At 66.7% G+C, this 13,497-nt stretch carries 4 protein-coding genes (1 of these 4 only partly in view); all 4 read right to left on the minus strand.

Going from position 1 to position 13,497, the window contains the following annotated elements; all coding sequences use genetic code 11:
* Tightly spaced (at most 22 nt apart), the 4 genes in view from AB0959_RS08645 to AB0959_RS08660 form a layout consistent with a single transcriptional unit that may run on beyond the window.
* Positions 1–9,345, minus strand: the start of a protein-coding gene (locus AB0959_RS08645; RefSeq protein ID WP_366825581.1) for a lonely Cys domain-containing protein. The gene continues 23,634 nt to the left of window position 1, outside the view; 9,345 of the gene's 32,979 nt are visible here — the first part of the coding sequence; it begins with the start codon at positions 9,343–9,345; the stop codon falls past the left edge of the window.
* An 18-nt stretch (positions 9,346–9,363) separates the two neighbouring features.
* Positions 9,364–9,729: a hypothetical protein gene (locus tag AB0959_RS08650; protein ID WP_366825582.1), complete on the minus strand. Its 366-nt coding sequence runs from the start codon at positions 9,727–9,729 to the stop codon at positions 9,364–9,366.
* Positions 9,730–9,735: 6 nt separating this feature from the next.
* A complete protein-coding gene (locus AB0959_RS08655; protein ID WP_366825583.1) occupies positions 9,736–10,197 on the minus strand; it encodes a YbaB/EbfC family nucleoid-associated protein in 462 nt (153 codons plus the stop codon).
* A gap of 22 nt (positions 10,198–10,219) precedes the next feature.
* Complete coding sequence (locus tag AB0959_RS08660; protein ID WP_366825584.1) at positions 10,220–13,495, minus strand: AAWKG family protein; 3,276 nt, start codon at positions 13,493–13,495, stop codon at positions 10,220–10,222.
* Between the last annotated feature and the right edge of the window lie 2 nt (positions 13,496–13,497).

A 13,497-nucleotide genomic window follows, 5' to 3' on the forward strand; every position in this document is an offset into this window, starting at 1 on the left:
GCCCGCCAGACCGGTCTCCCTCGCCAGCGCGGCCTTGAACCGCTTCGCCTCCTCAACCCCCACACCAGAGGCCACGACACCCGCCCACGGACCCCCGCCACCCAGCAACGGATCACGCGAGACCAGCAGCACAGCCTCCGCAGAAGTCACCTCCCGCAGAACACTCCCACCGAAATGGCCGGCCACATACCCGAGCCGCGGAGAGGGAGACAGGCCCACCACATACGCTCCAGGCCCGCCCTTCTGCACCCAGGGCCCCCCGTACACACCGATCTGATACGAATCCAAAGGCACAACAACCTGATACGTGTTCAGGCGCGTCCGCTCCCCAGCCGGCTCCCCCCAGTTCCGGCCCACCACCGCCCCGCCCGACAGACCGACAAACTCCGTCCTTGAGTCGTACGCACCCAGCTCCTGCAGATGAAGAACCCCCAGCTCAGTCAGATCACCCGGATCACGCCCCACTGAGACAGCCTTGACGACCAACCCGACAAGCTCATCCCGCTCCCTCTGCGAAACCGGATAACCCTCCGGCAGATGCAGAACTTGCCTCACAGCAGAGTCAAACCCGACACCCCGAAGCCTCCACTCAGACGCGGCACCGGACGTCACCCAGAAATCGTCAGAAACCCCAGGCTCGTCCACCACACGCGCGAACAACTCCTGGTACTCATACGCACGGACGGCACGCTCCGCCACCACCCCCAGCATCACCCGCGCCAGCACAGCCAGATCAAACGCCCCACCACGCAACCGCGGATCCAGCTCACGCATCTCATCCAGCCGCCGCGCCGCACCCTTAAGAACCGCATACTCATCCTCAAACGCCCTCAGCAAACCCTCCCCGAACGCGTCCACCAACGCCTCATGCAAAACATCAACATCCGAACCGTCCATCACCTCCTCCCAGAACCCGTCAGAAACCGGATCCTGATCGTCCTGCACCGTCCTGAACAACCTCCTGTAATCACCCACACTCACATCCCGCCCCGGCGCCACATCCAGCAACTTCCGCGCCAGCACGGACAAATCAAACACCCCACCACGCAATCGCGGATCCAGCTGACGCATCAAATCCAGCCGCCGCGCCGCACGATGAAGAGCCCCATAACCCGCCGGATCCGACCGCTCGACATCTCCGACAACATCCCCGAACGCACGAACCAGCGCCCCACGATAAACATCCCCACGAGCCGCCCCCGCCGCCGACGACTCACCAGCATTCAAAGGACCAGCCGACTCCTCATCCCCAGAACCGCCACGCGCCCCACCCGACAGACCACCACTCCACGTACGTCCTCCGGTGCCAGAGCTGTCGGCTTCCTCGGCCTCCGAGGCGGAACTGGCGATGGATGACGAACTGCTGGCAGTGGGGGACAATGGCTCGGTGGGATACCACCGCGGGGCCCCCGGCTGCGACCTTCCGTCCATCGGCTCCGCACCGATCACGATCGTGTCGCCCTGCCGGACGAACTCAGACGGACCGGGATACGTCCAGCTCCTCAGGCCAGTCGCGTCGGCCAGCTCGTTCCCGAACCCCACGGCCTGCCTGCCCGAACCGACGGCCACGACGCCCGATGGCCGGCTCCCGTTGGCCAACAGCGGGTCGAACGAGGCCAGTGCGGCAACCTCCTCGGTAAACACCGCCCGCAGCACGCCGTCGCCGAAGTCGCCGACGACTCGGGCATCCTGCGAGGAGGGAAGCAGGCCATAGACATGCGGTTTGAGGCCGTCCCGCTGTACCCAGGGGCTGTCGTACCAGCGAGGGAACTCGTGAACGCCCTGAGAAGACGTACTGGCGAAGCCCAGAACCCGATCGGTGTTCAGGATCATCGGCGCTTCGGTGGCCCCCGTCCAGTTCCACCCCGCCACATTGCCTGACGGATCCCTGATCTCCGACTGCGGGCCGAAAGCACCGAGCGACTTCAGATGGAGAGCCGCCAGCCTCGTGGGGTCGCCGACGTCGAGGCCCATGGAGTCGGCCTCACTGACAAGATCTGCGAGACGAAGCCAGTCAGCCTGCGTGACCTGGTGATCCGCCGGCAGGTGCAGGAGCCGCCGGGCTGCGGCGGCAAGGTCAGTGGCACCGTCCCTCTCCCACGACGGAGCGGCCGCGGCAGCCGCCCAGAACGTGTTGGAGATCTGGTTCGTATCGACCACCAAGCCGAACAGCTCTCGGTACCTGTCCGCACCCTGAGCGTCGCTCACCTTCAGGCTCAGCAGGTCGAACTCCCCATCAGCCAGCTGCGGAACGTTCGAACGCATCACGTCCAGCCCCTGCGCCGCAGAGTAAATGACCGGATAGTCCGGATGCGTCAGTACGCTCTCCCCGAACGCACGCACCAGCTCCGCATGGTGAATATCCTCGCGACCGGCCACAGCCGCCGACGACTCACCAGCATCCGATTCGTCAGGCTCCTCACTGGCCAAAGGCGCCTGCACGTCCTTCGGCTCCGTGGACGGCCACAGAGCCGCCTCCGACGCCGGCCGGCCAGGGGGCACGGTCTCCACCGTGACGATCACGTTCTTCTCGCCCAGTTGGATAAGCCCGGACAGGCCGTCAGAAGCCCAGCTCTTCAGGCGGGTCGCCTTCGTCATCGCGGTCCTGACCGGGTCCGCGGCACTGCCCGTACCGACAGCCAGGACACCCGCCTTCGGGTTCCCGTCGGCCATCAGCGGGTCGCGCGAGGTCAGTAGCGCAACCTCTTCGGAAGGCACCGTCCACTGGCGGCCGTTGCCGAACTCGACGACGACATGGTTGGGCCGCGGGGAGGGAAGCAGGCTCAAGACATGCAGCCGCCCGTCCTGTTGCGCCTGTTGTGCCCAGGGGCCGTCGTACCAGCCCTCGAGCAGAGGAAGCAGGGCCTCGTCCGTGTAGCCGAGAACCTGATCGGTGTCCAGGCGCAAGGGTTTCGCCCCCGCCCAGTTCCGGCCCACCACATTGCCCGAGAGATCCCTGATCTCCGTCTCCGGGCCAAAGGCACCCTGCGTCTCCAGATGGAAAAGGGCCAGCCCGGTAATGTCGCGGAGGCCATGCCCCGCCGAAATGGCCCGAGTGATCAGGTCTACAAGATCATCCCAGTCCTTCGACGTGAGCCGGTGGCCCTCCGGCAGGTGCAGAACCCGCCGGACGACAGAGCCAAGGTCACTACCAGCAGGAACCTGCCACTCAGCCCGGGCCTTGGCTACCACCCAGAACGCGTCAGAAAAGTCCTCGTCCATCACCGCCGAGAACAACGCCTTGTAATCTTCCACGCCGATCGGCCGCGTCCACGACGGGTCCAGCATCTCGCGCGCCATCACGGACAAGTTCAGCATTCGGCGATCCGGCCCGCGCCACGCGTTCAGCTTCTGCGCCGCACGATAAAGCGCTGGGAAGTGCGGGTGCGCGCTCACACCCTCCCCGAACACATCCGCCAACGCCTGGCCGTAAACATCATGCGCTGGGATCGCTGGATCGGAGGACCTGTCTGACGCCCGAGTGGCCAAACTGTCAGCCCGCTGCTGCACGGCTTGGGAAGCTGAAGCCGTGGGAACCGTCACCCGGAGGGGGATCCTTACCGCCTTGGGGTTCTCCGCATCGTCCGGGGCGACATCCGGCACCAGGTACATCGCGGACTCGTCCGGTACCAGCGTGTACGACACGGCGTCAGTCGCCGTCACGGCGCGTTCCAGCGCCTCCGGATCGGTGATCCGGCCGATCCACCCGCTGTCCCCGAACAGCCGCGCACCCGTCTCCGCCTGGACGAAGTCGTCGCCGTAACGCACCCAGCCCGTCGGCCGCAGATCACCCCACGGCATCGGCATCCTCAGCACGCCGTCCGGCCTCACGTCGTAACCCAGCACCTCCGGTTCCGAACCGGACGAGACAACCTTCCGCTCGTACCTGTAAGGCTGCTGCGGCGCCTTACCCTTGCCCGCCGCGCCTTCAACGGAGGCCGTCGAAGGAATGTCCCCGAGCGGTATCTCGTCCAGCCCGCCGTCCGCCAAGCGCGGCGCCCCGAGGTCCACCTCCCGCCCGATCGGCCATCCTGCCCGCACAGGTTCGGCCTCCGCACCGGGTCCGGCGCCGAGCAGACCGCCGGCCCATTGGCCACCGCCGGACTGTTCCACCGACTGGTCGTTGTAATGCGCCGCGACATATGCGTTCGCGTTCTGGATTTCCGCGATCTCTTGCGCCGTCGGCTCGTGGAGCCGCCAGGCGAGCGGCCTCAGGTGATGCACCTGAGAAATGAGCCTATCGTGATCTTGTCGCACAATCACGGCAGGGGCGGGAACTCGACCGTAGTAACGGACCTCGGCGACGTGTCCGGGAAGACTGATCCCCACATCCGGATCCAGGAACAAGTTGATGCTCGTGACATCGTTGAGCCCGGTCCGCGGGGCATATCCGACGATCAGACCGCTGGAAAGAAAATCACGGATCCGATAGCCGTTCTCCAGCCGATCCACATCCAATATCGGCATTAGTGATCCCTGGTGCCACTCCATGACCTCGCTGTAAAGATCATCCAGATCCGGAATCCGCGCACGAATCCGCTGCTCAGCCATCGCCATGAAAACAGAGGCATCGGTGCCCAGGAAATCGCGCGCGTCTCCCGGAAGGGAGGCGAGCAGATCGTGGGGATCACGCCGCACCAACGCCGCCGCATGAGCCTTGTCCGGACCGGCGACAACTTCGGCGGTGGCCAGAGTGGCGAACACGGTGTAAAGGGTGGCGGCATGGTCCCGCAGGCTCTGAACCGCCAGGTCGCGTATGTCGAGGAAGGGACGCACGGGCCCGAGATCGTCCGGGAAATATCCCAGGGCACGCCAAGCAATGAACCGGGCCGCGACGTCATCGGCGAAATCCAGGGCGTCGCTCAGGTGATCACGGGCGTAACGGTGGTTCTGGTCGCTCCAGGTACCCTCAAGCACGTGCCTCAGGAAGGGATGAAGCACGCCCACGGGCACACGAACGTTGTGCTGCAGGCTCCGCGCGCCTGGCACATCGCCCACCGGCGGGGGCCCGATCTTCCAGCCTTCCGCTTCCTCCGTCAGATGCCAACCGCGCTCCGGCGTCAGCACATGTTCAATCGGAATGGACGGGGCGCTGCCCGACTCCCCCGGAATCTGCTGGAAAGCATGCTCAGCAGACTCATAAAGAGCGAAAACACTGTCGGGATGAGGACGTTGCTCACCCTGTTCGTTCGCCATTACCCCGGGAATTACCTCGGGAACCAGAAGCGTCACCGCGTCGCCGGTACCGCCCGCGTCCATGGCGTCCTTCTGCACACGGTAATAACGGCCGCCCGGCCCGAGGTAGTACTCCTTGGACTCGAAAACGATCGCGGCGCCATTAGGACCGAGCGCCAGCGCCACGCCTTCCATCTCTTCGGGATCAGGATCGTCGTCGTGCGCCAGAGGATACGGGAACTCCCCCTCCACGCTCGATCCCCCACCAAGGAGCCCGGCAACGGACATCGGCCCAGGAGTCCCAGCGGCCTGTGACGCCGGCCGAGGCGTGCCGAAGGAAGCGTCGAGGGCCGTCTGACGTCCGGCCTGCCCGGAAGATGCCGGGTAGGCGGGGGGCTCGGGCCGGTCGGTGACGGTCGTGACGGAGGCCGGTTCCGTGTGCGGGTGCGGTTCCGTGTGCGGGTACGGGATGTACGCCGCGACGGTGTTCGGTCCGGTGTCCACCAGGCTGTTGTCGGGTACGAGGTACAGGCCGGTCTCGCCCGACAGCAGCGTGTACGGCTGTGTCGTCGCCGGGCCCATCGCGTCCAGGCGGCGCTCCAACGCGCCCTTGTCTGCGACCAGGCCGACCCAGCCGGTGTCGCCGCGCAGGAAGGCGCCCGTTCGCGGGTGGACGAAGTCGTATCCGTGCCTGACCCATCCCTCCGCGGAGATCACGGCACCGGACGGCAGCTCGATCCAGCCCGCCCGGCCCACGGTGTACGTGTCGGAGTTGGTGCCCACGTGGATGTCCCGGTCGGCGGGGCGTACCTTGTGCGGCGGAACCGTGCTCGGCCCCCGGCCGACCCGGCGCGGTTCCTCGACCGCCACTGGGCTGCCGACGGGCCGTCCCTCGGCGTACGGCTCGCTGTCGGTGCCGGGGAACTCGGCCAGTCTGTCACCGCTCACGATCATCAGCGCGATGCGCTCGCCGCGCGCCTTGGCGGTCTCCCTCCGCTTCCACACCCCAGGAAGCAGATCGTGCATCCGTGCCACCGTGGCATCGTCCACAGGCCGGTCCACATGCCACGCCCTCAACTGCTCCACGGCAGCCGCACGAACGAACTGCAACTCCTCCAACGACAGGCCACCGGACGGACCGGCAGACGAAACAGGCCGCTCGGACGACGCAGGGGCCGTGGTGTTGGTGAGCGCCGTGGCATCCGTGGCCGACTCGGCCTCGAGGTCCGACACGTCGGCATTCGTAAGCGTCTGCTCGGCCTCCGCGACCTCCGAGACCTCCGAGACTTCCGCTGCCTCAGCGGTCTCCTCAGCCGAGGTGGTCGGGGTGCCCGGGTCCGTCGTGACGGGGGCGGTGTCCACAGGAACGGGGGTCGGCTGGTCGGTCGAAGTGGGCTGGGGGCGGTGGCGTCGCGGCTCCCCCACGCCCTCCACACCCCACAGCGGGATGTCGTCCACGTCCACCGGCTCGGGCAGGTCCGCCGGGTCGGTGCCGTCGTCGTGCGGCTGCGGACTGCGGGCGTCGGCGGCCTGCGTATCGCGAGCGCCGTCCACGGGGCTGCTCGATGTGGTCACCACGGGGCTGGGCGACGCCCCGGGCGGGGTGGTCAGCGCGTGGTCGGCGACGACCGGGCCGGAGTCGGTCAGGTCCTCGACGGTCTGAAGGTACGCCAGCGGTACGGCAGGGCCGGGGGGCAGCGTCGCCGGGTCCACGTCGATACCGGCGTAGCGCAGGATCTGGCGGAGGGCTGTCGCGTTGTTCTGGGCCTGGCGGCGGGCGCGCTCGGCGGTGCTGAGCGACGGGTCTTCGGAGGACAGCCGGATGTGGAACTGGTCGGAAGGGGCCGGGATGTCCGCCGCCGTCAGCTCGATGGCCTCGGGATGCCGGGCGTCCTGGACCAGGTTGAGGTCGATGTTGAGCTGGTCGCCGGAGCGCGGCAGTTGGAGCCCGGTGTTGACCTGGTCCTCCAGCAGCCCGCGCATCCGCTCCTGGAACTGCTGGAACTGGTCGTTGGAGAACCCGTCGCCGAGCCGGACCGGGAGGTCCAGCGTCAGGTTGCGGACGACGCGGCCGTCCTCGGCCTCGACACGCTGGACCGTCGTGCGGACGGCCGTCTCCTCCTCGGGCGAAGTCGCGGGGTCGAGGGACGGGTCCGCCGCCTGGTCCTGGGCGGCCGGGGCCGCGATCTGCGTGTGCACCTGCGTGACGGGGGCCTGGTACTGCTTCGGCCGCCACTGCTCGGGGCGTACGGGATCCCGGGCCGGCTCCACCGTCGCCGGGTGGTGCGCCGGGACGGGCTGCGCCATCTCGTCGACGGGGGAAACGGTGGTGTCCTGAGCGGCCGGAGCTGCCTCGGGGGCGGTGGCCGTCGTCTCGGGGGTGGCGGCGCGGTCGACGCCGGTCGGCGCGGACGACGACGCGGCGCCGGCGGGGGCGTGGGGCGTCGCGGCACCGGTCGAGGTGGCCGTCGGGGTCTGCCCCTGTGCGCCCTCCGGTTGCGGCTGCCCGTCGGGGACGTTCGGCAGCTCTTCCTGGACGGGCGACGAGTCCGCCCGGGCCGAAGTGACGGGCTGCTCGTTCTCGTCCGGGACGGTGATCTCCGTCCCCGCGACGCTGTCCGAGGCATCGGTCGGGTCCGCGTACGAACTCGTGCTGGACGAGGGCAGGTTCGCGTTCCCAGGCGTTCCCACCGTGCCGGGCTCGGTGACCTCGCCGGAGGGTGCGGGCATGGCCGTCCCGCCTGCCGAAGTGTCCTGCCACGTTCCCGTCTCCACCGGAAGCGGGTCCTGGAGGGGCGGCGCACCGTCGGGGACGTTCTGCAGCCAGTCCGTGATGGACAGCGGGTCGGTGGTGTCCGGCAGCGGCTTGGGGATGTCGAGGACGCGGTCCGTCGTCGGCACGGGGTTCAGGGCGTCGGCGACGCGTTCCTCGTTCACCGTCGGCGGGGTGGCCACCGAGTCAGCGTCGCCCCCCGCGTTGTCGAACACCGGGTCCACGTCCGTGCTCACGCTGGACGAGTCCGGGTCTGCGGGCATGTCGACGGACGAGGTCGTCTGGGTGAGGGTGACGTCGGGTATCCGGTCGGTGGTCTCCGGCGACGGGGGCGGAGTGAGGTCCGTGGTGGTCGGGACGGGCCTGGGCGACAACTTCGTGGTCGGGTCGGGCGTGGACGTCGTGTTGTCGGAACCACCGCCGCCGCCCAGAACGGAGTTGGGGCCCGGCAGGACGTTCAGGTTGGTGAATTTGTCGACGTCGAAGAACTTGTTGCCCAGCTTGTTCGCGATGTTTTCGAGAGCGGTGCTGAGGACGACCTCCGAGACGGCGCTGACGGAGCCGCCCGCGAAGGACATCGGATCGAACCTCCACTTGTCGTAGAAGATTCCGTTGGTCAGCACGTCCGCCACGCTCTCGGCGGGACCCTCGCTCGCCGCCCCCGTGAATATGTTGGTGTAGAAATTCCCCCACTTGTTGTCGTGGAAGTCCTTGAAGTTGCTCTTGAAGAAACTCGTGAGGTTCTTGGCGACCACGTCTCCGACAACGCCTGCCACGAAGCCGGCGAAGCTACTGATGAGGACCTCGTCCCAGTTGATACTGGTGGGACGGCGGTCGCCGCGGGTGATCGCGATCGTCATGAGCTGCGCGGCGAAGTTGGTGAGCGCTTCCTGGAGCGCCTCCAGAAGCGGAGAGAACGGCCCAGGGACCCCACCCAGCAGGTTCGTGAGAATCGTCAGAAGAGAAACAGTGGTACGGGCCTTCGCTATCGCGGTGTCGAGTAACGACAACCCGCCCGTGAACCATGACAGCCCGGCGATGGCGGCAAGTTCGAACACCAATGCGGCAAGTTCGATCTGCAGCTCGATCTTGGACGTCATGATGTTGTTCGACTGCCTGGTGAGTTCGTCCCCCTGCCCTCCCGCCTGCTCGGAGAGCTGGTCCACCATGTCCAGCAGTTTCGACGTCGCCCCCCTGAACTCCTCCACCACGTCGGGCGGCAGAGCACCCTCCGCCATGGACGACAACTTTGCGATGCGTGAGCGATACCCCTGCAGACGCCGCGCCAGCGCGTCGTGCGGCGCCTTGTTCTCGTACGCCATGTCGGAGGACGCCTCGAGGGGTTGCTCACCGATCAGGACGAAATACCACCACCTCTCCGCTGCCGTGAAGTCCATGAAATCTCTGAGCATGATTCAGCGCCTGCCGCCGGCCCCGAAGTCGAAGTTCTCCGTGGCATCCAGACCCTGCGCGATCTCGCCGTTGGCCCAGCCCTGGGCATCCGTGACCTCGTACTGCGCCTCTCCAAGGGCCGCCTTGATCGCGTTGAAGGCGGCCGCAGCGGCCAGCAGCGCTTCCGTGAACTGCTCCTGGGCACGCCGGAAGCCAGGTCCGGTCTCGCGGGCGTATGAATCCGTGAATCCGAACCAGTTCCAGATTCCCTCCATTTCATCTTGATACGCCTTCAGCGTGCCCCTCATGCCATCCGCGATTTCTTCCGCCAAATCCGCGAGGGCTTTGATCCCGGCGAGGTCAGCCTCAAAATTGTTTCCGGAAACCATCCGCCCCTACCCCTTCCTCTCCGGGTCCTCGGTGATCTCGTCGCGCAAGTGGTCGCTGGCCCCGCCCCGTGCGGCTGCCCCGCGCCTCACCGTGTCCATGAGCGGGCCGAAGATGCCCTCCCAGTCCGTGTCCACTCCCTCGCTGCGGGGCAGGAGATCCCGAGGGGTGTCGGAGAACGGCCGGAAGGCGTCCATCACCGTTCGCGCCATCTGGGCGTGGGCCTCCCGGGATGCCTCCAGGACAGAGGCCGCCAGTTGCGTTGCGCCCATGTTCCGGTACTTGCCGTCCAGGAACTTCACCTCGCCGAGGTGCCCCTGGGCATTCACGGTGACCTCGACGCTGCGGTCCCGCGACCGCACCGTGGCCGATGCCGTGCTCAGGTGTGCCTTCGCGTCGGCCACGGCCTTCTGGGTCTGCTCCAGATGTGCCCTGGCCCTGTCCAACCGCTCCTGCATCGACTCTGTCATCGCTCGCTCCTTCCTCGGCCGCTCATCGCCCGATGACGGCCGGCGCGCCGCCCTGGTCCGTGCCCCAGACGTCCTCGTCCTCGTCCAGCCACGCGGTCCTCTCCCGGTCGGTGCTCTCGGTCTGCGGCTGACCGCCGCCCATGCCGCCCATCGGCGGGGCGAAGGGCATGCCGCCCGCCGTGGCCATACCGCCGCGCTGCGCCGCGACCTCCTCCTGGTCCTGGCCGGAGCGGTTCACGCGGGAGCCGCCGCGTGTGATGGGCTGGCTGCTGTCGTCCATCACGGCGCGGACCCGCTCGCCCCCGGAGCCACCGCTGACGTTGCCGTTGATGCTCGTGCCCATGGGCAGCATCGGCATCCCGCCCGGCATGCCGCCGGACAAGCCGCTTCCCGAGCCTGATTCCGCGTCGTAACCGTTGCCGGGCGGGGCGTCGTTGTACGGCGTGTCGTCGTACAACGCCTCCTCATAACCGGAGTCGTACGAGCCATAGGAACCACTCGGGCTGTCCGAGCCGCCTCCGTACGACGGCGAGGGGAGGTCCTGCCCGCCGCCGAGGTTGCTGGGCAGCGTCTGGCCCGACTCGATCTCGGTGGTGGTGGTCGACCCATCGGGCTGGCGGCTGGTGACCGTGCCCGTGTCCGGGTCGATCCGGCTGCTGCTGCCGTCGGGGAATTCGGTGGTGAGGGTGCCGTCGCGGTTGAGGGTGGTGGTGCTGCCGTCGCTGTTGGTGATCGACTCCCCGGCGGGGAGGGAGCCGACGTCCGTCGAGCCGTCCGACTCGACTGTGGTGAAGTCGCCGCTCTGCGGGTCGAAGGTCCGCGTCGTCCCGTCCGGGAACTCCATGGTGACCGACTGGTCGGGGTTGAGCGTCGTGGTGGCGCCACTGGTGTCGAGCGAGGATCCGCCGGGGAGGTCCGCGCCGGAGGGCCACGGGCTTTCCGCGCTGCCGTTTCCGCCGCCGAGTGCTTGGGTCTGTTCCTCGTAGCGCTTCTCGGCCTCGGCCTGCTTTGCCTCCTGCTCCTTCTGCAGTTGCTCCTGCCTGGCCTCCTGCTCCGCCTGCTTCTGCTCGGCCTTCTGCTCCTGCGCCGCCTGCTTCTGCTCGGCCTCCTTCTCCTTCTCCTCCTGCTTCTGTTCCTGCTCGGCCTGCTTCTGTTCAGCCTTCTGTTCCTGCTCGGCCTGCTTCTGCTCCTGTTCCTGCTGCAGCTGCTCCTGCTTGGCCTCAGCCTCCTGCTGTTTCTTCTCCTGCTCCGCCTCCTGCTCCGCCTGCTTGGCCTCGAACTCGCTCTCGGTCTGGATGCGTTGCTGTTCCTGGTCCTTCTGGAGCTCCTCCTGTTTCCTCTCCTGTTCGGCCTGCTTCTGCTCGGCCTCCTGCTCCTGCTCGGCCTGCTTCTGCTCCTGCTCCTGCTCCTTCTTCTCTTGTTGCTTCTTCTGCTCCTCCCGATCCGCGCGGGCCAAATTAGTGGCAGCCAGTTGCTGTTCTTCCTGTCGTTTGAGCTGCTCCTCCTGCTTCTGTTCCTGCTCGGCCTGCTTCTGCTCGGCCTTCTGCTCCTGCTCGTCCTGCTTCCGCTCCTGCTCTGCCTCCTTCTCCGCCTGCTTCCGCTCCTGCTCCGCCTGCTTCTGCTCGGCCTTCTGTTCCTGCTCGTCCTGCTTCTGTTCTTGCTCTGCCTGCTTCTCGTCCGCCTTCTGCTGGGCCTCGTCCTGCTTCCTGTCCTGCTCCGCCTGCCTCTCGTCCGCCTTCTTCTCCTGGTCCGCCTGCTTCTCGTCCGCCTTCCGCTGGGCCTCGTCCTGCTTCCTGTCCTGCTCCGCCTGCCTCTCGTCCGCCTTCCGCTCGGCCTCGTCCTGCTTCCTGTCCTGCTCCGCCTGCCTCTCGTCCTGCTTCTTCTCCTGGTCCGCCTGCCTCTCGTCCGCCTTCCGCTCGGCCTCGTCCTGCTTCCTGTCCTGCTCCGCCTGCCTCTCGTCCTGCTTCTTCTCCTGGTCCGCCTGCCTCTCGTCCGCCTTCCGCTCGGCCTCGTCCTGCTTCTTCTCCTGGTCCGCCTTCTCCTTCTCTCCCTGGTCCTGGGTGAACTCCTGGCTCAGACTGGTGGTCTTGGTCTCGATCTTCTCCGGCAGTTTCTGGTCATTGACGGTGTTCTGGATGTCGAGGACAGCCTGCATCCCCGCCGTCCCGAGCGTGTCCACAACAGATTGCTGCCAGCGCTTGATCGCCTCCTCGCCGATCTTCTTCCACGTCGACTTCTCCTCCAGCAGCCCGAAATCCTTGTAGTCGGCACTGAAGCCCTTGTACTTCACCTTGTGGTGGTCGTCTAGGGAGCTGCCATCGGTGCTGCCGAGGACGTAGCGGACCTTGGTGATGTTGTTGTCCCAGATCCAATTCGTAACCTCCAGGAGAACGTCATGCAGGTGACGCAGGGGGTTCCCTTCCGTCCCGTGCCACAGGTTCCATACTTGATGAAGGCGGTCTGCTGCGTCGTAGATATCCTTCTGATACCGGCGGAGTTGATTGCCGTACGTCGAACCGAGGCCTTCGAGCGGGATCTGTTCGCTGTACGACTCGTAATTGCGGGTGATCCCATGGATCATGTCCCGGAAGACGCCGGCGGCCATGCCCTTCCAGGCCGCTTCCTCGGTCCCCAGGTCGAACTCCCAGTCCTTGAGCGCCTCGTGCCCGCTCGCGAAGAAGCGCGCGACCCGGTCAACGGCCTCGGCCGCCCTGCCGAACGATTCGAGGTCGACCGCGTCATCCTCATTGACTGTGAGGCCGTGCCAGTTGAAACCGGGGGTCTTGTACGTGGTCAGCAACTGCTCCAGGGCTTTACCACCGCCGTAGCTGTAGTGCGCCACACCGACGTTGTTCCACTGGGTGTCCTTGGGCTGGTTCTGGAAGTCCTTGCCGAGGTGACTTCCCCAGCTGCCACCCACGAAAAGCTCGTCCTCCGTCAGGCTCATCGGGCCGAGCATGGTGATACGAGCCTGCTTCATCACGACCTTCGTGGGGGGATCGGCCTTACCGATCGGTCCGTGTTTCCCTGAGTAGAAGGGGACGACGAAGTCCGTGTTGTTGATGCGATACCCGGAGTTCTCAGTGCGCCAGGACATGGCGTCCACCGCGTCCAGGATCGCGTTGGAGGGCTCGCCGTCGAAGTCGGAGAACTCCAGGCGCATCAGCGGGATGCCGTCGTTCCCGATGAGCGCGTCGAACAAGTCCGCCCGCTCCGGAATCTTGACCCCGGTGAACACGCGAACCGCCCGGGACCACCAGTCGTCGTCGGAGGTCGCGACGGGGACGTTTTTGGACATGG

This window comes from Streptomyces sp. NPDC046862, from assembly GCF_040704615.1.
In the GTDB taxonomy this organism is placed as follows: Bacteria; Actinomycetota; Actinomycetes; order Streptomycetales; family Streptomycetaceae; genus Streptomyces.